The organism is Prevotella sp. P3-122 (assembly GCF_002251365.1).
Lineage (GTDB): Bacteria > Bacteroidota > Bacteroidia > Bacteroidales > Bacteroidaceae > Prevotella.
In genome coordinates this window covers 1-22758 of record NZ_NPJH01000060.1, presented here as the reverse complement: position 1 = coordinate 22758, position 22758 = coordinate 1, and the positions used below count along the sequence as shown (strand labels likewise).

At 47.8% G+C, this 22758-nt stretch carries 19 protein-coding genes; 7 read left to right on the top strand and 12 right to left on the bottom strand.

All coding sequences use genetic code 11. The features are described 5' to 3' along the window. Window positions 1-936 precede the first annotated feature (936 nt). The 4 genes from CIL02_RS10775 to CIL02_RS10760 form a co-directional block, all read right to left on the bottom strand. Complete coding sequence (locus CIL02_RS10775) at window positions 937-2376, bottom strand: UDP binding domain-containing protein (protein ID WP_094401625.1); 1440 nt, start codon at window positions 2374-2376, stop codon at window positions 937-939. Between the two features lie 330 nt (window positions 2377-2706). Continuing rightward, a complete protein-coding gene (gene rnc, locus CIL02_RS10770; protein ID WP_094401623.1) occupies window positions 2707-3723 on the bottom strand; it encodes a ribonuclease III in 1017 nt (338 codons plus the stop codon). Beyond that, window positions 3713-4975, bottom strand: coding sequence for a beta-ketoacyl-ACP synthase II (gene fabF / locus CIL02_RS10765; protein ID WP_094401621.1), 1263 nt, complete (start codon window positions 4973-4975; stop codon window positions 3713-3715). The genes rnc and fabF overlap by 11 nt, the downstream gene beginning before the upstream one ends. A gap of 11 nt (window positions 4976-4986) precedes the next feature. Further along, window positions 4987-5223: an acyl carrier protein gene (locus tag CIL02_RS10760; RefSeq protein ID WP_094401620.1), complete on the bottom strand. Its 237-nt coding sequence runs from the start codon at window positions 5221-5223 to the stop codon at window positions 4987-4989. Between the two features lie 286 nt (window positions 5224-5509). Between CIL02_RS10760 and CIL02_RS10755 the strand changes: the two genes are divergently transcribed. From CIL02_RS10755 to CIL02_RS10725, 7 genes are all read left to right on the top strand, one after another. Beyond that, complete coding sequence (locus CIL02_RS10755; RefSeq protein ID WP_094401618.1) at window positions 5510-6118, top strand: DUF4254 domain-containing protein; 609 nt, start codon at window positions 5510-5512, stop codon at window positions 6116-6118. Continuing rightward, on the top strand, window positions 6115-7158 hold the full coding sequence (locus CIL02_RS10750) for a glycosyltransferase family 9 protein (RefSeq protein WP_094401616.1): 1044 nt from the start codon (window positions 6115-6117) through the stop codon (window positions 7156-7158). The genes CIL02_RS10755 and CIL02_RS10750 overlap by 4 nt, the downstream gene beginning before the upstream one ends. Before the next feature lie 83 nt (window positions 7159-7241). After that, complete coding sequence (gene rd, locus CIL02_RS10745; protein WP_094401615.1) at window positions 7242-7406, top strand: rubredoxin; 165 nt, start codon at window positions 7242-7244, stop codon at window positions 7404-7406. Between the two features lie 262 nt (window positions 7407-7668). Continuing rightward, window positions 7669-8217 carry a DUF4840 domain-containing protein gene (locus CIL02_RS10740; protein WP_170935075.1) on the top strand — a complete coding sequence of 183 codons (549 nt, stop codon included), beginning with the start codon at window positions 7669-7671 and terminating at the stop codon, window positions 8215-8217. 317 nt (window positions 8218-8534) lie between these two features. Further along, entirely contained in the window at window positions 8535-10601 is a 2067-nt protein-coding gene (gene metG, locus CIL02_RS10735) for a methionine--tRNA ligase (protein WP_094401612.1), read from the top strand. Window positions 10602-10815: 214 nt separating this feature from the next. Then, entirely contained in the window at window positions 10816-12855 is a 2040-nt protein-coding gene (locus CIL02_RS10730; RefSeq protein WP_170935074.1) for a cytochrome c biogenesis protein CcdA, read from the top strand. A 3-nt stretch (window positions 12856-12858) separates the two neighbouring features. Further along, window positions 12859-14148, top strand: a complete 1290-nt coding sequence (locus CIL02_RS10725; protein WP_094401608.1) for a serine dehydratase subunit alpha family protein — start codon at window positions 12859-12861, stop codon at window positions 14146-14148. A gap of 75 nt (window positions 14149-14223) precedes the next feature. Here CIL02_RS10725 and CIL02_RS16730 read toward each other — a convergent pair whose 3' ends face one another. The 8 genes from CIL02_RS16730 to CIL02_RS16090 form a co-directional block, all read right to left on the bottom strand. After that, window positions 14224-14376: a hypothetical protein gene (locus tag CIL02_RS16730; protein WP_240513648.1), complete on the bottom strand. Its 153-nt coding sequence runs from the start codon at window positions 14374-14376 to the stop codon at window positions 14224-14226. Window positions 14377-14639: 263 nt separating this feature from the next. After that, complete coding sequence (locus CIL02_RS10715) at window positions 14640-15017, bottom strand: hypothetical protein (protein WP_206073483.1); 378 nt, start codon at window positions 15015-15017, stop codon at window positions 14640-14642. Between the two features lie 11 nt (window positions 15018-15028). Next, window positions 15029-16030 carry a hypothetical protein gene (locus CIL02_RS10710; protein ID WP_094401605.1) on the bottom strand — a complete coding sequence of 334 codons (1002 nt, stop codon included), beginning with the start codon at window positions 16028-16030 and terminating at the stop codon, window positions 15029-15031. Continuing rightward, a complete protein-coding gene (locus CIL02_RS10705; protein ID WP_094401604.1) occupies window positions 16030-17460 on the bottom strand; it encodes a tetratricopeptide repeat protein in 1431 nt (476 codons plus the stop codon). The genes CIL02_RS10710 and CIL02_RS10705 overlap by 1 nt, the downstream gene beginning before the upstream one ends. 27 nt (window positions 17461-17487) lie before the next feature. After that, window positions 17488-18342 carry a hypothetical protein gene (locus CIL02_RS10700; RefSeq protein ID WP_141210202.1) on the bottom strand — a complete coding sequence of 285 codons (855 nt, stop codon included), beginning with the start codon at window positions 18340-18342 and terminating at the stop codon, window positions 17488-17490. A gap of 48 nt (window positions 18343-18390) precedes the next feature. Then, on the bottom strand, window positions 18391-20319 hold the full coding sequence (locus CIL02_RS10695; protein WP_141210201.1) for a hypothetical protein: 1929 nt from the start codon (window positions 20317-20319) through the stop codon (window positions 18391-18393). Beyond that, window positions 20309-21643, bottom strand: a complete 1335-nt coding sequence (locus CIL02_RS10690) for an O-antigen ligase (protein WP_170935073.1) — start codon at window positions 21641-21643, stop codon at window positions 20309-20311. The genes CIL02_RS10695 and CIL02_RS10690 overlap by 11 nt, the downstream gene beginning before the upstream one ends. 521 nt (window positions 21644-22164) lie before the next feature. Next, the gene (locus CIL02_RS16090) at window positions 22165-22443 is read right to left on the bottom strand and encodes a hypothetical protein (protein ID WP_141210200.1); all 279 of its coding nucleotides are present in this window, start codon (window positions 22441-22443) and stop codon (window positions 22165-22167) included. Between the last annotated feature and the right edge of the window lie 315 nt (window positions 22444-22758).

Genomic DNA, 22758 nt, shown 5'->3' with positions numbered 1-22758 from the left:
GAAATTGTGTAAACCTGATCAGGGATAAGGCCATAAACTGACAACCCTGTTAGGAATAAGACAACAAGAGTGTAAACAACATCAGTTTTAACAAACAAAACTGTCAACCAAAATCAGTACACGTCAGGCAATGCTTTGCGTAGGCGGATGCAAAGCTTTGCGTAGGCGAATGCAAAGCTTTGCGTGGGCAGATGCAAAGCTTTGCGTGGGCAGATGCAAAGCTTTGCGTGAGCGGATGCAAAGCTTTGCGTGAGAGTTGGGCTGAACTGGCACTGAAATGTCTGTCCTATTCTGGATAAGATAAAAGGGGAAAAGACTCACCCTACGGGGCACTTAGCCCCCAGGAAATATCTACTGAACCATAATTACTACGTGGGTCAAGACTGTTAATTTCATTTCCTACAAGGCTACATCAATTATTTCATTATGATGTTCCAACGACCTATTGATGTTATTAGTCTGGGGCAATCATTACCAAAAAGTATCAGAAGCAAAGAAGACAAATAATGCATAAAAAACGGCAATAATAGTGGTGTGCACGTACACAACCGTTGATTCATATCAAGAAAGAGGCATTTTTATAGAAAAAGCAAGGCTCTGATATTGTTGGAATAGGATAATGGTTGTACCTTTGCATCGTCAAAAGGTTAATATATTGTTTAGGTTAGTAGTAATAGATTTAGGTTTTTAGTTATTAGGTAAAGATTGTTTTTGATAGGTATTGTGAAGGCTGACCTCGTGAGAAGTTGCCGACACGCTTTAAGGAAAAAAAAGATTTAGTTCAGGATACACATTCTTAGGGGGTATTCTTCCCCCACCCACATCAGAAGTGCACGGCTTTGCAGAACAACATCTGTCAGCTGTGCACTTCTGATGCTTTTTTAGGAAATGAAGGTGCCTTTTCCCGCAAACGTTTCCCTGCCTCTCGAACCACTCTTAATCCCTTCTGAAGATATCACGGGTGTATACTTTCTCCTGCACGTCATCAAGGCATGTGTCGTAGCGGTTGGCGATGATGGCCCTGCTTTCGGCCTTGAACACGTCGAGGTCGTTAACCACCCTGCTGCCGAAGAAGTAGCTGCCGTCCTGTAGCGTGGGCTCGTAGATTATTACCTCTGCGCCCTTGGCCTTGATACGCTTCATGATACCCTGTATGGCCGACTGCCGGAAGTTGTCGGAGTTGGACTTCATCGTAAGCCTGTAGACTCCAACCGTAGTGGACGAGTTACTTATGGTGGACGAAAGCGGATTGTACTCGTTGTTCTCTGAATAGGCATACCACCCAGCCTTACGGAGGACAGCATCAGCTATATAGTCTTTTCGCGTGCGGTTGCTCTCCACGATAGCCTCGATAAGGTTCTCAGGCACATCCTTGTAGTTGGCCAACAGCTGCTTGGTGTCCTTGGGCAAGCAGTAACCGCCATACCCGAACGACGGGTTGTTGTAGTGTGAGCCGATACGCGGGTCCAGTCCTACACCATTGATGATGCTCCTGGTGTCGAGGCCCTTCATCTCCGCATAGGTGTCCAACTCGTTGAAGTAGCTTACCCTTAATGCAAGATAGGTATTAGCAAAGAGCTTCACGGCCTCAGCCTCCTTCACACCCATGAACAGCACCCTGTCAGTCTCTCCTGTCAGTGGCAGACAGCCTTCGGGGTTAAGTTCGTCTGCTATCATCGAACCTTCAATAAGCAGAGATGCGAAAACCCTTGCGGCCTCCTTCATCCTCTCTACATCCGTCACCTTCAGAATAGCCTCGTTCTCGGCCGCAAACTCCGGACGGTCAATAATCTTGGGATATCCAACGATGATGCGGCTTGGATAGAGGTTGTCGTACAGAGCCTTGCTCTCGCGGAGGAATTCTGGAGAGAACAGCAGATTAAGGCGGCTAACGCCCTTGGCAGCGTATTTCTGGTATAGGCTTCTTGTGTAACCAACGGGGATGGTCGACTTGATGACCATTACGGCATCAGGATTGACCTCAAGTACCATGTCTATGACATCCTCTATATGGTGTGTGTCGAAGAAGTTCTTCACCGGGTCATAGTTGGTTGGTGCGGCAATGACCACGAAGTCGGCATCGCTATATGCCTGCCTGCCATCGAGAGTTGCCGTGAGGTCAAGCCTTACAGGCCTCACTCCGTCGGATGGCAGCGACTGTCCTTCCTCCATGGCACGGAACAACCTGTTGCCGGCAAGAAATTTCTCGATATACTCATCCTGTATTGGCGAGATACCTTTGTTTATTTTCTCAACCTTCTCGGGCACTACGTCAACAGCCGTGACGTGATGGTGCTGACTCAGCAATGTCGCTATGCTCAGTCCGACATAGCCAGTGCCTGCCACTGCTATTCTGATGTCTTTGAAATCTTTCATACAATAGTGTAAAATACAAATTATTCTGATTAATCAGTTTTCCTACGCAAATGTAGGAAAAAGTTCCCTAACCTACAAACTATCACCGATAATTGTGACAAAAATCCCTCTTTTTCCGCATATTCCTCATAATACAGGAGCACACCTTATACAAACTCACAACTTTAACCTGCATTATTCATACTCGTTCCTACTACAAGGTTAAACTGGCAGCACCTCAGCGTGGTACTGGCTCAGTCTTCCTCTCGAAAAAATAGGATTTATAAAGCTACAAAAAAAGCGTACCCCTCACATAGGAAGAGTACGCTATTCTTATCAAGGAGTGAATGCTTATACCTCCGCAAACGCCTTCTCCTCAGCCGCCGCAATAATGTCCTCGCGGCTTTGAGGCTTTGAGCTGATGTCGCTCAGGTCAAATTCCTCACTGGTGCTGTCGTGAATGTCGATAGCTTGTGGCTGAACCTCTTCGTTGGTCTGCGGCGCTTCCTCCTGTATGGTATCGTTCTGAACAATGATGAAATCCTCTTTGACCTCGGTATTGGGAACTGTCTCTACAGGCATTTCCTCCATCTTAGTCCTGTTGGCCTTGGCCTCGAATATCTGGTCGATGAACTGCGGCTTCCTTCTCAGCTTTTCCAAAGTCAGCTTGCTTGCGGCCTGCTGGCTTTCTTTCTTGCTGAATCCCTTTGCAGAGCATCCTTCAATGCCCTCCATCATAACCTTGAACTCAAAGATGGGATTTCCGCTCTTGTCTTTGTCCTGCTTCACCAGCTCGTATGTGAGCCTTACCTTGTTTTTCTGTGCCCACTCTATGAGCTTGCTCTTGAAGTTGACTTCCTTGTAGGCAACCTTGTCGATGTTGATCATTTTAGCGAGTATGCGCTTGCTCATGAACCGCATGCACGCATCATAACCCTGGTCGAGATATATAGCCCCGACAAGGGCCTCGAAAGCGTTGCCTCCCATGTAGCTGTTATGCGATGACGAGTGGCCAGAGCTCAGTATGAGCTGGTTGATTCCCATTTCCTGGGCAAGTTTGTTCAGGGTGTCCCTTTGCACGAGCTTACTCCTGGTATTGGTCAGGAAGCCCTCGCGCTTGCCTGGGAAATGCTGGTATACGATGTCGCCCACAATAGCATCGAGGATAGCGTCGCCCAAAAACTCAAGCCTCTCGTTGTTGACGGGCTTGCCCTTGGCGTTTCGTCTCATGACGCTCTTGTGCATCAGAGCCAGTTTGTAGAAGCTGATATCGTGAGGATAAAAACCGATGATGTCGAACAAAGAAGAATAAAGCTCCTTCTCCTTACGGAAAGGGAGCTTTATCCGGTCAATAATGTTATTCAGCATACTTCTTGAATACAACGCATGCATTATGACCACCAAAGCCGAAGGTGTTGCTCAATGCGGCACGTACCTCGCGCTTCTGAGCTTTGTTGAACGTGAAGTTCAAATTGTAGTCAAGCTCAGGATCCAGGTCATCGTCATCGTGATTGATAGTTGGTGGAATGATATCGTTCTTGACAGCAAGGATGCATACCATAGCCTCAACAGCTCCAGCGGCACCGAGGAGGTGTCCTGTCATACTCTTTGTAGAGCTGATGTTGAGCTTATATGCTGACTCACCAAACACGTCCTTGATGGCCTTGGCCTCGGAGATGTCTCCTACGTGGGTAGACGTACCATGAACGTTGATGTAGTCGATATCCTCCGGCTTCATGCCAGCGTCCTCCAGCGCACGCTCCATTACGAGCTTGGCACCGAGACCCTCCGGATGTGAGGCCGTGATATGGTAAGCGTCCGCACTCTCACCCTCGCCAACCATTTCGGCATAAATCTTTGCTCCACGTGCCTTAGCGTGCTCGAGTTCCTCAAGTACTATACAACCAGCACCCTCGCCCATTACGAAACCGTCGCGGCTTGCGCTAAACGGACGGCTTGCGCGCTCTGGGTCATCGTTGCGTGTGGAGAGAGCCTTCATAGCGTTGAAGCCTCCTACTCCGCATGCGCATATTGCAGCCTCAGCGCCACCAGAAACGATAACATTGGCTTTGCCAAGACGTATCAGGTTGAAAGCGTCTGCAATGGCGTTGCTTGATGATGCGCACGCACTTGTGGTTGTGTAGTTAGGGCCGTGGAAACCGAAGTGGATGCTTATCTGTCCGGAAGCGATGTCGGCAATCATCTTCGGTATGAAGAATGGGTTGAACTTGGGGCCGTCCTCCGAGTGCTTTCCATAATAGGAAACCTCGTCCTCGAAAGTCTTTATACCACCAATGCCCACGCCATAGACAACGCCGATACGGTTCTTGTCCACTTTATCCAAATCCAGTCCGGAGTCCTTCACACCCTGCATAGCCGAAATCATGGCCAGCTGTGTGTAGCGGTCGAGCTTGCGTGCCTCCTTGCGGTCAATGTAGTCATTGACATTGAGGTTCTTAATCTCGCAAGCGAACTGTGTCTTAAACAGCGAACTATCGAAATGGGTAATAGGCGCAGCACCGCTCTTGCCGGCAAGCAGGTTCTCCCAAGTCTCCTCAGGAGAGTTGCCAACCGGTGTAACGGCACCGAGACCTGTTACTACTACTCTCTTTAATTCCATTAAGGCTTATATTAGTTGGCGTAACCCTCGATGTAAGAAATAGCGTCGCCAACGGTCTGTATGGTCTCAGCCTTATCGTCTGGAATAGAAATGCCAAACTCCTTCTCAAATTCCATGATGAGCTCTACAGTGTCGAGAGAGTCTGCACCAAGGTCGTTGGTGAAGCTTGCCTCAGCCTTTACCTCTGCCTCATCTACACCAAGTTTGTCAACGATAATAGCCTTTACTTTAGATTCAATTTCTGACATAATTGTAACTTTTAAAAATGAATAAATGTATTTCCTAATAAAAACTGGGTGCAAAGGAACGAATTTTATTTGATACTGGCAAATATTTTTTCATAAAAAGGCACTCAACCTGCACATTTACCCTATGTTTGTGCATAAAAAATGCTTTTTACATGCCTTTTGTTGGCCGTTTCATTTTTTATTCCTATCTTTGCAGTTGACAGCACCTGACAGTCCAAGAAGCATTCGTGCACCGCCTTGCCTGTTCTGCTGTAGTATATCAGAAAACCTTAAAACAACTAACGCAATGTCATTCACTGAACACTGTAATCTGATTTTCAATCAGGCCATTAGAGACTACCACGTAACGGACAATATCGATACGCCTATCAACAATCCCTACGACAGGGACTCCATAGAGAACAGGCTTTACCTGAAATGTTGGATAGACACCGTACAGTGGCATTTCGAGGATATCATCCGCGACCCGCATATTGAGCCGCTTGAGGCGCTTGCGCTGAAAAGGAGAATTGACCGCAGCAATCAGGACAGGACAGACCTTGTCGAGCAGATTGACTCCTATTTCCGTCAGAAATACTCTGACGTCAGCGTGCAGCCGGACGCAAGGATAAACACCGAGAGCCCCGCATGGGCTGTAGACAGACTGTCGATACTTGCCCTGAAAATCTATCACATGAGGGAGCAGGTTGAGCGCAAGGACGCTTCTGAGGAGCATGTGCAGAAATGCCAGGCCAAGCTCAACGTGCTGCTTGAACAGCAGGTGGACCTCGGCACAGCCATAGACCAGCTTCTTGAGGACATAGAGGCAGGAAGGAAGTATATGAAAGTATACCGCCAGATGAAGATGTACAACGACCCGTCTACCAATCCCGTTCTTTACAATAATAAGAAGTGAAAGCCGAACACATCCTTGTCATACGGTTCTCGGCACTGGGTGACGTGGCCATGGCTGTGCCCGTAGTGTACTCTCTTGCACACCAATATCCCCATGTGCGCATAACGGTTCTGAGCAGGCCCATAGCAAAGGCTTTCTTCCAGGACCTTGCTCCCAATGTCAGCTTCATGGAGGCCGACATCAAGGGTGAGTATCGTGGCGTCAAGGGACTGAACGCACTGTACAGGCGGCTTACAGCCAAGCATTTCACGGCTGTTGCCGACTTGCACAACGTGCTGCGGTCTGACTATCTGCGTATGAGGTTCAACATCGACTTCTACAAAGTGGCTCATATCGACAAGCACAGAGTCGGTAAGTATCTCCTTACGTCGAAGAACAAGAAGAAGCTGACGCAGCTGCCCACCTCCTTCGAGAACTACTCTGAGGTGCTCGCCAAGCTTGGATATCCCGTGAAACTCGACTTCACGTCCATCTTCCCCAAAGAAGGCGGCAACCTGCGCCTTCTCTCCGACAAGATTGGCGAGAAGAAAGCTTTCCAGCAGTGGATAGGCATTGCACCATTCTCCGCCCACAAGGGTAAGACATATCCCTTGGAACTTATGGAGAAGGTGGTGGCCATCATCGTGAGCCGACACCCCTCATGTCGCATATTCTTCTTTGGAGGAGGGCGTGAGGAGATGGAAATTCTGGACAACATGGCCAGCAAGTCTCACAACTGCGTAAACGCCTCTGGACTTCTTAGTGGCATGCGTGACGAGCTTATACTGATGAGCCATCTTGACGTGATGGTCTCCATGGACAGTGCCAACATGCACATGGCATCATTGGTAAACTGTCCCGTAGTGAGCATCTGGGGTGCCACACATCCTTATGCAGGATTTGTGGGATGGGGACAGAAAGATGAGAACTTCGTGCAGCTTGACATGCCGTGCCGTCCATGCAGCATCTATGGCAGCAAGCCCTGCATGCGTGGCGACTACGCCTGCCTGTCGGGGATAGCACCGGAAATCATTGCCGATAAGGTAGAGAGTCTGCTGTAGAGAGTTTTTCTCCTCTAAAGGCAGATGACACACATATATATATAATATACACAAACATCAACTAAACATTAAAATTACACATTATGAAGAAGTACGTATGTGACATTTGCGGGTACATCTATGACCCTGTAAACGGTGATCCAGACAGCGGAATTGCTCCAGGAACAGCATTCGAGGATATTCCAGACGACTGGGTATGTCCGCTATGCGGTGTAGGAAAGGATGACTTCTCTGTTGTAGAGGAATAATTCCAGGCTTGCTTTTCCAAGGCCAAACACCCATGCATTTGGGACATCCTTATTTTGACACCAACAATATAGACTGACAATTCAGTTTATTCACAACATTTAACACCATGGCGTGCAAGATTTATGCCGTCATGGTGTTTAATAATTGAAGTAGACAAGTAAAATAATAATAACTGATTTTATAACAATTCAAAATAGTATAATAAAAATGAGAAAATTCAAAGTTTTATCTTTATTAGTTTGTTGCCTCGCAACAACATTTATGTCATCATGCCTTGGTGACGATGATGGCAATTCAGGACTCTCTCCCGAGCAGGTGGGACAATGTCTGAACGCTATAAAGGGTAGGTATACTGGTGAGATGGTTTATGCCTCAACCAATCCCGATAACGCCAAGGACAATACCGATACCTTGCAGATTGCATGGACCGTGATGGCTACAGACACCACCCTCACCATATACAATTTCCCAGCTGCGCGAATAGCAAGTAGTATCGATGACCAGAAAGTTGCCGACGCTCTTGTAGATGCCATGCCTGCAGACGTGATATCAAAACTCTATTTCTTCAACAACTCTCCCATCAGCTTCATGATGTACCCTGGCCCTGTAACGTACGAGGTAAACTATGGTGGTGAGGACCATAAGGTTACCGCCTACTTCTATGCGGGCAACTATTCGTTTGGCCTTCATTCAGCCACTGCCAAGAAGATGCAGATGCAGTTGATACTTGGAGGAGTGTATTTTGATGACGACCTTAAGACAAACCACTTGAAAGAGAACCAGATATTCGTATTCAGCAGCAAGTGGTAACGCCAGTCGGTTTCCGAAAAAAAATACCATTCATAACTCAAGTCTTAATTTGTTTGTGGACATGTGATAGCTCGATTGCAAAATAGACTGATTGTAATCAGAGTCCACATTTTTTTGGGCCAGACAGTATTAGTGATAATATTGCCTGGCCCAATTTATGTGACGTGTTACCAACGCAAATAATAAAAAAAGACACTATCTTTGGATAAGACCGGCGGCACTCGGACGTGTAAAGCCAAAAAAAGTCCTTTTTGTTTTGACATGTCACTCGTTTGCACTATCTTTGCAGCTAAGAACAATTAAGCTTAATTTTTTAGATGGAACAGAAAAAATTCAAGAGAACTACCGTTACGGCAGCTCTTCCATACGCCAATGGCGGCGTACACATTGGCCATTTGGCCGGCGTATATGTTCCGGCAGACATATACGTGAGATACCTGAGACTCAAGGACCAGGACGTAATCTTCATAGGAGGCTCCGACGAGCATGGTGTACCCGTGACCATCAGGGCACGCAAGGAGGGCATCACCGTCCAGGAAGTTGTCGACAGGTATCACAAGCTGATAAAGAAGTCGTTCGAGGACTTCGGCATCTCCTTCGACATCTACAGCCGCACCACTTCCAGCATACACCATAAGTTTGCCTCCGACTTTTTCCGCACGCTCTACGATAAGGGTGAGCTTGACGAGATTACTGAGCTACAGTATTGCGACGAGGTTACAGGCGAGTTCCTTACCGACCGCAACATCGTGGGCACATGCCCGAGATGCGGTGCTGAGGGAGCATACGGCGACCAGTGCGAGAAGTGCGGCGCCACGCTGTCGCCCGACGAGCTTATAAACCCCACCAACAAGAACAATCCAGGTCACGGCCTTGTGAAGAAGCCCACCAAGAACTGGTATCTCCCTCTTGGAAAATATCAGGATTGGCTGAAGAAATGGATCCTGGACGAGCACAAGGAGTGGCGCTCCAACGTCTATGGACAATGCAAGAGCTGGCTCGACATGGACCTCCAGCCGCGCGCCATGACCCGCGACCTCGACTGGGGAATACCAGTGCCCGTGGAGGGCGCAGAGGGAAAGGTACTCTACGTATGGTTCGACGCCCCCATCGGATATGTGTCAAACACCAAAGAGCTGTGTGACTCGCAGCCAGAAAAATGGGGCTCATGGGAAAAGTGGTGGAAAGACGAGGATACCCGCCTTGTGCATTTCATCGGCAAGGACAACATAGTCTTCCACTGCCTCATATTCCCCACCATGCTCAAGGCTCACGGCGGATATATCCTGCCAGACAACGTGCCGGCCAACGAGTTCCTCAATCTGGAGAACGACAAGATATCGACCTCACGCAACTGGGCAGTATGGCTCCATGAGTATCTCGCTGACCTGCCAGGCAAGCAGGACGTGCTCCGATATGTCCTTACGGCCAACGCTCCCGAGACCAAGGACAACAACTTCACCTGGAAGGATTTCCAGGAGCGCAACAATTCCGAGCTTGTGGCCATCTACGGCAACTTTGTAAACCGCGCCCTGCAGCTTACCAAGAAATACTGGAACGGCATCGTGCCCGCATGCGGCGAGCTTGCCGATGTCGACATTGCCGCTATCAACGAGTTCAAGGATGTCAAGGAGAAGGTGGAGCAATACCTCGACGCATTCAAATTCCGCGAGGCACAGAAGGAGTGCATGAACCTCGCACGCATAGGCAACAGATATATCACCGAGTGTGAGCCATGGAAAGTATGGAAAACCGACCCGAAGCGCGTGGAGACTATACTGAATATCTCCCTGCAGCTTGTCGCCAACCTCGCCATAGCCTTCGAGCCTTTCCTGCCCTTCTCTTCTGCCAAGCTCCGCTCACTCATCAACATGGAGGGATGCGAGTGGACAAGCCTCGGCAGCACGGAGCTGCTCAAGGCAGGCCACCAGCTGGCTGAGCCGGAACTGCTCTTCGAGAAGATTGAGGACGATGTCATACAGAAGCAACTTGACAAGCTCGAGGCCACAAAGAAGGAGAATGAGGCTGCCGAATATGTTGCAGCACCTCTGAAACCAACGGTAGACTTCGAGGACTTCGAGAAGCTTGACATAAGGGTTGGACATGTCAAGGACTGCCAGAAGGTGAAGAAGAGCAAGAAACTGCTGCAGTTCACCATCGATGACGGCAGCGGCACCGACCGCACCATCCTCAGCGGCATAGCAGCCTATTACGAGCCCGAGCAGCTCATTGGCAAGGATGTACTCTTCGTAGCCAATTTCGCACCAAGGAAGATGATGGGCATCGAGAGCCAGGGAATGATACTCAGTGCCGTCAACTACGACGGCAACCTCACCGTGACCTCACTGCTTGGCAAGGTAAAGCCGGGCAGCACAGTGGGATAGGACGAAGGGCGAAGGACGAAGGGCGAAGGACGAAGGACTAAAGGTAAAGGACTAAAGGTAAAGGACTAAAGGTAAAGGTCTCTCACTCAAACCCCTCATACCCCTCGATAATGGTATCATCAATCATCAATCATTAATCATTAATCATCAATCATCAATCATCAATCCCCCCCTCAACCCCCTCAGATAATATAGAACAACAATAACCAAAAGTATGAAGAAAATAATGACTCTGGCCTTGCTGCTTGTTATGGCAGTGGCGGCCAACGCGCAGATGCTCGACCCCGTGAAGTTCACCGTCACGCTGAAGACGGGCAACACCGCAGAGGGCGAGATAGTATTTACCGGCAAGATAGACAAGGGGTGGCACGTATACTCCACAGGGCTTGGCAATGACGGCCCTGTATCAGCCACATTCAATGTCACAAAGCTTGATGGAGTACAACTTGTAGGCAAGCTGCAGGCAAAGGGCAACGAGATTTCCAATTTCGACCCGCTCTTCGGCATGAAGCTGAGATATTTCGAGAACAGCGTGCAGTTTGTCCAGAAGGTGAAGTTCACCAAGCCCGAATACACCATTGACGCCTACCTTGAGTTTGGTGCGTGCAACGACGAGAACTGCATGCCACCGACATCTGTAGACTTCAAGAAGAGCGGCAAGTCACCAGCTGTGGACAGCAAGCCGAAGACGGAACCTGCAGCAGAGGCTGCCACTGCAGAGCAGGCCAAAGCAGAGGAGCAGCCGGCTGACTCCGTTGCGGCAGACAGCACAACGGCAACGGTAGCCGCCACAACACCAGACACCACGTCACTATGGAAGCCCGTGGTGAAGGAGCTGCAGGCTCTCGGCGGCAGCAGCGACAACATCGCCAACCATTCACTGCTCTACATCTTCCTAATGGGTATCATCGGCGGACTGCTGGCATTGGTCATGCCATGTATATGGCCCATCATACCAATGACCGTGAGCTTCTTCCTAAAGAGGGCGAAGGATGACAAGAAGAAAGGCATACGCGACGCCATCACCTATGGTATCTCCATCATTGTCATCTACCTTGCGTTGGGCATCATCATCACTCTCATCTTCGGGCCGAGCAAGCTCAACGAGCTTTCTACGAACTCCATATTCAACATCTTCCTCTTCCTGTTACTCGTAGTCTTTGCCCTGTCCTTCTTCGGATGGTTCGAGATAAAGCTGCCCGACGGATGGGCAAACTCCGTTGACACCAAGGCCTCCAACGCCACGGGACTGATATCCATCTTCCTCATGGCCTTCACCCTGGCTCTCGTGTCTTTCTCGTGCACGGCTCCCATCATCGGCCTGCTGCTCGTAGAGACCGTCACATCCGGCAACTGGATAGGCCCCGCCGTGGGAATGTTCGGCTTTGCCCTCGCCCTGGCTCTTCCGTTCACACTCTTCGCCATGTTCCCCTCACTCCTCAAGTCTGCACCAAGGTCAGGCTCGTGGATGAACACCATAAAAGTGGTGCTTGGCTTCATCGAGCTCGCTTTCGCCCTTAAGTTCTTCTCCGTTGCCGACCTCGCATACGGATGGCACCTGCTCGACCGTGAGGTGTTCCTGTCTCTATGGATAGTAATCTTCGGTGCCCTTGGATGCTATCTTGTTGGATGGCTCAAGTTCCGCAGCGACGAGGTAGGTGGTGAGATTGAGCGTCCGATGCCCGTGGCGTGCATCATGCTCGGCCTGTGCTCGTTTGCCTTCACCGTCTACATGATACCAGGCCTGTGGGGTGCACCCTGTAAGGCCGTCAGTGCCTTTGCACCGCCCATCAACACCCAGGACTTCAACCTCAACACCAAGACCATTGAGGCAAAGTATACCAACTACGAAGAGGGCATGGCGGCAGCCAAGGCGCAGGGCAAGCCCGTACTCATCGACTTCACAGGCTTCGGCTGCGTAAACTGCCGCAAGATGGAGGCCGCCGTATGGACAGACCCGCAGGTGGCCGACAAGCTCACCAAGGACTACATCCTCATATCTCTCTTTGTCGATGACAAGACCAAGCTCGCCGAGCCTATTGAGGTTGAGCAGAACGGACAGAAACGCTCTCTGCGCACAGTGGGCGACAAGTGGAGCTATCTGCAGAGCATCAAGTTCGGCGCAAACGCACAGCCTTTCTACGTGGCCACCGATGCCGACGGCAACCCTCTCACAGGCAGCTTCTCCTACAAGGAGGATATTCCTGCATATCTTGACTTCCTGAACAAAGGACTCGACAATTTCCGCAAGTAAGTGATGCTCGACAAAGAAACTACAGACAGAATACTGCTTCTGATAAACAAAGAGGTAGTCCCCGCAGTGGGATGTACGGAACCCATGGCCGTCGCCTTGTGCACGGCCAGGGCTGCACAGCTTCTGGGACGCAGGCCTGAGAAGATAACCGCCGAGCTATCGGCCAACATCCTGAAGAACGCCATGGGTGTGGGCATACCGGGGACAGGAATGATCGGACTGCCCATAGCCATTGCTCTTGGTGCACTGATTGGCAAGACCGAATACCAGCTCGAGGTTCTCAGAGACCTAACGCCGGAGGCCCTCCAGCAGGGCAAGAGCTTCATTGCCGATGACAGGATAGACATCATGCTCAAAAGCGGCAATACCGACAAGCTCTACATAGAGGTTACCTGTCAGGCCAATGGGCACATGGCCAAGGCCGTCATTGCTACCGGACATACCAATTTCGTCTACGAGGAAGCCGATGGCGAGGTGCTGCTCGACAACCGACAGACAGGCAGCCACGACGATGGCCCTGCCGACATAGCCCTTGACATGCGCATGGTCTACGACTTTGCCATGACCACTCCCGCGGAACGTCTAATGTTCATCCTCAAGACACGTGATTACAACATGAATGCAGCCGCCGAGAGCATAAAGGGCAACTACGGCCATTGCCTTGGAAAGACCATGGACAGGCCGCTCAGCCACGGCATCTTCGGCAACAGCATTTTCTCGCATATCATCTCCAAGACGGCATCAGCGTGTGACGCACGCATGGGAGGTGCCATGATACCTGTCATGAGCAACAGCGGCTCTGGCAATCAGGGCATCTGCGCAACCAATCCCGTAGCCGTCTTCGCAAAGGAGAACGAGAATACCGAGGAGGAACTGGTCCGCGCGCTTACACTAAGCCACCTGACGGCCATCTACATCAAGCAGAGCCTCGGCAAGCTGTCAGCGCTTTGCGGATGCGTGGTGGCAAGTATCGGCTCCAGCTGCGGCATCACCTATCTCATGGGTGGCGACTACCAGCGCATCTGCTTCGCCGTGAAGAACATGATTGCCAATCTCACCGGCATGATATGCGACGGAGCAAAGCCCAGCTGCTCACTGAAGATCTGCTCCGGCGTATCCACCGCTTTGCTGTCTGCCCTCCTGAGCATGGAGGGGAAGCATGTCACCGAGGCGGAGGGCATTATCGATATCGATGTAGACAGGAGCATTCACAACCTCACAAGCATAGGCAAAGAGGCTATGTGCGCCACCGACGACATGGTGCTCGACATCATGACTCACAAAACTAAGTGACCAATAGAAACCAGACATAGTCACACCCCATCGGTATAGTCAAAGCCACCTTGATAGCATTCATCAAGGTGGCTTCTATTGTTCTAGTGTGTCCATCGTCACTCCCGGCACTGCCTTCCACCAAAAGCTCCATGCCGAGAAGGCGGCTCCCACGACAAAGTATGCTGTGCCCACAATGAGGCGCTTGCGCTGTGACCAGTTGATATGCACGCGGATGTAATGGGCCAAAACCACATATCCTAAATATCCCGAGCAATACCACAGCGCCGAGTAATTATTCCAAAAGCATTCTCCCCAAAGGGCTTGTCGGTTGCGCCGGAAATCCCTGTGGTAAGCAACGCACCGCCTCCCATGTTGTCCCCCGTTATTTTTTTGCATATTATTAAGCTATTCTCGGTAGCAAAATTACTGCAAAAAGTTTAATTCGCAGTAATTTTGTGCCGAGAATTCATACCTAAATGTTTTTGATGCCAGTTGTTATCTCACGCCTGCTACTTCACCATCTCGTATGTATCGATTCCATCACCAGTTCCGATAAGTCCTGTTGTTACCAGCTTTGTAATAAATACACCTTTTGTCTTGTCGAAAGACTGTATGGATGCGCAATACGTGATCTTAAGTTTTTCGTTAACAGTAACGATGTAACGTCCTTTAGTGTTCTTACCAACCTTGGAATGGTCAAATGCAGAATATTCATATGACGTTATAGGAGTATCTGTAAGGTAATATGGATACGTACTAAATGAGCCGTCTTTGCCGCGCCAAATTTCATGACTCAAGGTGTATTCATCACGATTACCACTTGTGTCTCCTTTTACTCTCCATTTGGTTCCATTCAACTGTGAGGTTGATACTGTTACCTGTGCCATGCTTATTGAGGCTATAGCCATAAACAAGCCTGTTGATAATGTTCGTAATGTTTGCATCTGTATGGTTCTTTTATAGTTTTAAAATATATATATCCACTTCCCATTAAGGCATTTTTTGAGTAAATGGTAACATTTCCGTTTGCCTCTCCTGCGGCTGTGTAATAGAAATCATTATCATAGCCAATGACTGTCACCATGTGAGGTGGATTGTCTAAGGATACAAGTGCCACGGCAATGCCTTTGTCTATGCAACTCTGTATGGCACTCTCGTCATAGTTCCCATGGGCGAGCTCACAATATGAATCAAAAATTGTTATTGCGTCACGTAGCAGGATGCCACCTTTTCTATAATCGTCCAAATGATAATCTTTGTCTATTGCAATCCTAGTTAACACCTCATAAGCCGTTGCGTAGTCATGTCCTTTTAACTCAGCCAAAAAACTGAATGCCCTAATAACACATTCCATGGATTTCGTTTGCGGATGCAGTTTGTCGGGCAAATTTATATATGAAACGAGGTGGACACCTTTTTTGTGTTTTAGCTCTGCCACAGATATGTATCTGCTAAAACCGCTATTTGAGCTATTGCCGCCACCTGCATAATTGTCATCTCCAGCGCCTATGCTTCCACCAAAACCACTGTCTCCACCATTATATGAGCCGTTACATTCAGCTCCATTGCATGTGCACCGGTCTTCAGGCAGCCCGCAAAAACAACAATAGCCATTTATTGTATCGTCATCGCCATCTTTATCGCTATTATTGTTGATGTCGTAAAAATCCGCACACACATTGTCGTATTTCAGATGTCTGTCAAAAGCCTCTTGGTCGTCAAAAGAACCCTTACAGCAATCGCACTTCACTTTATGTTCTGCCTCAACTCCTACTTCCGGTAGCCAGTATTCCCCGTTCTCGAAAGTGAAATTCTGTGCTTTGATGGTAAATGCATCACCGGAGCCTATTAATGGAAGCAAAGTTAGCAAAAATATTACTATTCCAAATGTCTTTCTCATCAGTTGTCTCCTTTTTTAACAATTATTGTACGAAGAACCTGCTTGCCTGCTGAGATGTTCAGCACATGATAGCCCGGTCTTATGTCAGGACTAAGCGTAACTTTGTGTTTCCCAGCCTCAAACGTGCCAAGGCTTTGCTGCCAAATCAACACACCAAACTTGTCGAATACCCTTGCCGTGGCAGTGGCATTCTCCCGCAGCTCGAAAATCGCATCAAATTGAGAGTCAAACGGATTTGGCGCGATGGCTATATATCCGTTAGCACAGGTATTGTCATTGTCTGTTTTACCGTATGCTCCGCGATATAGTTCCATAAACATCGGTCTCTCAGGCTCACGCTGCGACAGGGAATAGAGAGAAAGCCTGCCACGTATCCTGTCGTTCCATATATCAAGATCCGCACTGTCGAGCCTGTATTGCACCTTTCCGTTAAATGTATACCGCTCTTTGAGGCTTACGTAGCTCTTCTTGAATTTGAGGGAGCCTTCCGCCGTGATGTCAGCCTTAAAAGGAACGCTGTCTGTTCCAAGAAGCAGATATCCTGAGATTTCCTCTCCTGTTCTGGATACAGACATGCAGACAGGTTTCTCTCCAAGGACATGCCGCCCGCTCCAGTCGTACATCACGACACATCCGCTGTACTTTCCCCTCAGCAGGGTGGTGTCGTTCACGTCAGCCTTAATCTCCGGCATAGAGGCTGGGATATCTGTAAACGCACTGTCTGAGACAATTATGCCAGAAAGATAATTCTCAGGATTTTTACGTGACATCTCCTCTATGGCTGCGCTATATCCGAGTGTGGCAGCCTGATTCAGCAGTTCCATGCCTTGTTCCTCATCCTGCGCTGTTCCATAGCCGTTGCGGTAGCACAGTCCCAACATGTATGTTGCATAGACGTTGCCGTTGTCAGATGCTGTCTGAAACAGCTCCATAGCCTTGCCATAGTCCTGTGCGCATCCAAGACCCTTGTAGAGCATAAAGCCCGCACCGTACCTGCAAGCATCAGACCCGGCCTCTGCCCCTTTTATGAAAGCATTGTAAGCGGCTGTGAAATTCTGCTTCTCGCCACATTTTCCCAGTTTGTATATCACACCAAGATTGTGGTAAGCGTCACAGTATCCGTTTTCTCCAGCTTTTTTGAGCCAGCTAATAGCCTTTTCCGCATTCTGCTCCGTCCCAATGCCTTCCATATAAGCGAGTCCAAGCGCATTCATGGCGTATGCCACCGTGTCATTCTCGGCGACATTCAGCAATATGCTGACAGCTTTCTCTTTCGTATAATCTTGATATATACCCTTCAACACGCCTACGGCGCGCATAACCTCATCATTGCCGGCCCTTGTATTATCAGCGTATGCCCCAACGACATACACAAGCATCATAAATGCCGCGATGCAGCATTTGCTTAATAATCTGATAGTTTTTTCCATTCTTTTCGATATAAGCTAAGTAATTATTTACCATACAAACTCTTTTCCCACAGTTTTTTCTTTCTCTTCAACTCTCGCCTTCTTGTCTATTCCATCCAGCATTTTTATCATCTTTGGCTTGGATTTGTCAAGCTCTGCAAGATATTTCTTCTGCGAGGTTCCGTAATAGCGGTACAAATCCTTAATCATCTGCCGTCTGTGCATATATTTTATGGCTTCTTTCGCATCTTTTGCGCTGTCGAGCTGCTCCGTGAGGTCTGCTTCCTTTAGCTTGTCCCACGCCTTGTCAAACTCATCCAATACTTTCAAGTAGTTCTTTCTTCGGAAGAAAGACCAGAGCTGCCCCTTGTCAAGGGTCTTCTTCAATATCTCCATTTCCTCATTCCACACATTCACACGGTAGTCTTTTCGTATACGCCGTGCCATGCTCAGAGCCTTATCCATGATATATGCATACTGTGCGCTGTCAAGGTTCAGCATGTTCCTGCAGTGCAGGGCGTAGCTTAAGTTCTCGCCAGAAATGTTATATCGGCATGTAGGAATGAGTATTGAGTTTATTGAATCCTGAAACACCCGCTCTATTATGATTTTATTCTTCACACGCCTGTCCAGCGAGTCTTTGTAAAGTATGTCCTGACAGATATATTTAAACTCACGGTTCTTGACATAGAACACAAGTCTTGCCATATCCTTCTCCGGCACATGAAAGAAATGATTAATCCTGGCAACTTCCTCACGATAACGGAAATCCAGCATGGAATCTACCATCTCCTTGTTCGCGAGATAGACCTCTTTCTCTTGAATCGTACATCTAAGCACCTCTGCCTTGGCGGAAAGATAGAGCATGGCAAGCGCAATGCTCAATAGGAATCTATTTTTCATTAGTACTTTTTGTTTTTATAGTTTAACGCTATATTGTTGATTGATTAATCAGTGCCATACTTGCCTTCCATTGTTATACTCAAATATTCTTTCCTCCATCCCTCCGCTTCTGTCTTTCAATAGAAGTATGGCGTTTTCTGGCACATTACTGAACGTGAGTTTGTCTATGTGCGCATATGACCTGCCAAGCATCTTCCATTCCGTATCATAATAATACAGTTCATACAGATGCCCTTTCTCTACAAAGTTCAGGTCGGTTGACGGACTGAACGTTATCTTTGTCAAGTTCTGTTCGTTGCCTTCACCAAGGTCGAGTCCTATCATGTAGCCTACTGACACTCCTTTGCATGTTGTTGCAGGATTTCCGTCAAATACGTTTCCGATGTTGGCAGAGTCCACTCCCTCGGCAAAAAGTCTGCCTGTGAGCAGTTTTATGCCGCCAGTGTCGTCAGAAGTGTAAAACTGCAGTTCCGCAAGCGATGAGCGGTTGAGCTTTGGCGCATGGTAACGCAAAAAACGGTACCGCTTGGAGGAAGTTATATTAATTGTGGTCATGTACGATGGTACGGCATTGATAATGGCAAGAGTGTCTGCCACGGAGAAATTCTCTGTCATTGAGCCTTCAAATGTAGCCCCTCGCATGCCAGCCCATGTGTCTGTGGTGTATGAGCAAAGAGGGTATTTTCTGTCTATGGTTATAGTCCTTGTATCTGTAGGCGAGGGAGTATACCACCTTTCCACTCCATTGTCTCCAACAAGGAACGGACACGAAAGCACCATCTTCCTTCCGTCAACTATGGCTATTGGCACACATACGGAGCCTCTACCAACATTTGGGAATGTGACGAAGCCACTCTCTGGAAAGGCCTTTGCCACAGGCATCCAATCTCTACCAGACATATATGCACAGAGATAGACAGGAGAAACGATATCTGTTTTTATGGTGATATCTGCCACAAGGCCGTACTCAGCCGATACATCCTCTATAAAAGAGCTTTTTAGCCACAGGGCATCATATTCTCCGACCTCGTTACAGCGGTTGTAACACATACGGTAGATCTTCACGGGTGTCTTAGACGCTTTTATGATGTATGGGAATCCGTCATTTTCCCAGGTCTTGTATCTTGGCATAAATTGTGAGGCATCGACAGGGTTCAGCCGCTTTGCTTCCTTGTCTTTCTCAAATACGGTATATGTGTCGCCATTGCTCATTATCATAGCAGCCCAGGCATGCCCCTTGTTGCTGTAATCTGCCCACATCGGTGTACCGTCTATTGCGGCTGGTATACCGAGAGCGCGCAGAACAGCCACAAGCAGAATACAGCGCTGGCTGCATTCTGCCCTGCCTACAATGTTGCATGTAAGAGGGTCAAGGTTGTAATTGCAATAGGAGTTTGACAGGGCAATCACATTAAACACGGTGTCCCGCACAATGGCAAACGCTTTTCTCATATCCGAAACACCCTCTATAACCGCAGCGTATTGCTTGCGCAGAGACTCACGCCAATTACCGCCAAAATGCTCGTCGTTGATGCGGTAAGGCAGAATATATCGGCAAAACAGGCTGAACGTAATGCTGTCTTTCCATTGCGACTGTTGCCATGAGTTATAAGCATTGTCAATGTCGTTGATAAGAAACTCATCAGTTACTACCATGCTGTCAGGTACTATTTCAACGCGGCCTTCTCTCAACGAGGAGTTCCAAGCTGTCTGCAATTCCCGGATGCCCTTTGCCTTTTTCATTGTACGGATATGGCTGATGAAACTGTCCATAGCTTTGCCCTCTGGCGAGCAATGACCTTCCATGTTGTCTATAACAAACAGGGCAGCCTTATATTTAAGACTGTCAGAGGCGTTTTGAGAATAATGTCTCAAGACACCAGTGTATTTTTCTCTATGCCCTTGACTGGCCGACATAGTAGAGCACACCATGATTGGCAACAGGGGCAGCAAGATTGTCAGTAGTTTATTTTTCATATATTTCATAATACTTCTTAGCCTCTTGTATTATGGCTCTCGCCTCGTCTGTATCATATTTTGCACCAGTGGATAATATGTCTGCAGCATAACGCAAAGCATCCTCTCTCTCTTCGCATGAGGCATTGTATCGCATGAGAATGAGTTTCAGCCTCAGCACATGTGGCAGAATGTCTGACAGAGTGTCTATAAGCTGCATGCTTGTAACGGTATCTCCATTTCGTCTCAGATATTCAGACTCCAAGCCTAACAGCTCCGGGGCAGATGAATAAAGACGGGCTTTCCTGATGTAGGCAATGGCATTGTCACTGAAGTCCTGCGACATGCTGTTCTTTGCGCGGATGCGCCAATATGCCTCTGACGTGCTGACGGATTTCTCAATAGCCCCAAACTTGCCGTCATGGACTTTGCCGACCGTCTTCATTTCAATATCAAGTGACTTCAGCGCAAGCTGCGCTCTTGTAATGAGGACAACAGAGCAGGCGCATGTTGCAAACAGGGTGAGGGCAAAAGCGTTAAGTACTTTAGCAGCTCGCAAATGGCTTTGCTGCTGTGATTTCTCTTTATCTCTATCTGTCATTGTAAGTGCGGAGCAACAGATTACAAGCAACCATGGCTGAATAGAGGTACAGACAAAATTTGTTAGCGACATTACACAAAATGCGGTAAGGACAGCCGCCTCACGCACCTTGTTGCCTTTCCACGCCTTTCTGATGTTCATCGTGTAGAACGCCATCAGGAACAGCATTCCCACAATACCTCCCTCTATACCCTGCTCCAGATAGTCATTATACGGCATATACACAAAGTCTGCATTTCGTTTTTCCATACTGGAGGCATCATTTTTGGAGAAATACTCTGCCTGTCTGAGATTGTAATACTTTTCAAACAGACCGTAACCGTAGCCCTGCGGTCTGTCTGCCAGCATTCCTGCAGACAGTTTCCATATCAGTATACGGCCGTCAGCGGAGTCCTTCTTCATGTTGTACAGCCATGTGCCTGTTACGGAAAGCATAACCATCACAACAGCCAATATAATACTGTTGCGGAAAGGATGCGTCTTAATCACATGCACCTTTCCCTTATAGCACATGCCGATGTATACTGCAGCCTCAATGAAAAGCCCAACATATGCCGTACGGCAGCGAAGCACCAATAATCCCGCAATGACAAAGAACGTAAAAATTGCATACGTCCAATGCCAATTGGTTCGTTTAGCCCTTGATATCAGGATTGGCAATATCCCGACAAAATATAAGGCTGTCACAGTAGGGTTGTCATTAGAACCGACTATGGCGAAATATTTGTTAGCACTTATTGCCACACCAAGTTTTTGAGCTGCTATATATATAATATGTATAGCGGCTATGAGCAGTAGACCGTTTTCTATGACCTTGTTTGATAAGAGACTTACTCGCAGACAAATTCCTAACACAAGGATTAAAGATAATGTTACAACAAGATACATAGTCTTGTAAATCTCGTGCGGACTGGTAAATATAGTATGCAATGATATATAGACAATCCACGCAAGTATGAATACACAGTACCATGACTTAAACACATTCTTATTATCAGCCATGCAGGACAAAATACTGATACCTGACAATACGACAATCCCAATTTCCAACAACAGATATCTTGACAACGACGGATATACAAACATCCCCGTGTCTATAGTTGACGAGACACATAGTGACGCAAATACTATACAGGCCGAATATTTCACCATTCGGCTTACGGATATTTCCTGCATGGATATCATATTTGAAAATCAGAATTGCAGATTTATTCTTGGGATCATCAGAATTCTCTTGTTCACTGCACAAGATGGGGTTTCAATCGCTACAATTCCACCTCAGCACTATACACTTTATCCCCTAAGTACAACACAAGTGTGAATTCACCTGTAAGGTTATCGGGAACTGTCACCGTGCCGTCCTCACCTATTACAGATGTATACACAACCGTGTCACCTGACACAATCTCTATGGTCTCGCCTGCAAGATACTCCGAGAAGGTGAAGACATGGTAGCATAGTGATACCGATATTGAAGGTATCGGTGCTCTTGGTCTGCTTCCCAAGTCTGAAAGGGTATTGTCGTAGTGCAAATAAACTTCCATTTGCGATGCCAAAGAGTCACCTCTAGATATTGAAGGCATCATCGATAATGCCATAAGCAGTATAAAAATGTGTTTCATATTACAAAATGTTTTGCGCAAAAGTAACACGCCTATTTGAAACAACAAAATTTTATCCGCAAAAATAATACACCTGAGTACACCTGTACCTAAAATATACAATCAAAATGTATTGATTTCAAGGTGGTTATAAAAATAATACACCTGAGTACACTTCTACATTTTTGAGAGGTTCCTATATAAGGATGCCGCTGATTTCTCATTGAAAAGCTTTCTGCTGACACTCGCTTTTGTGTT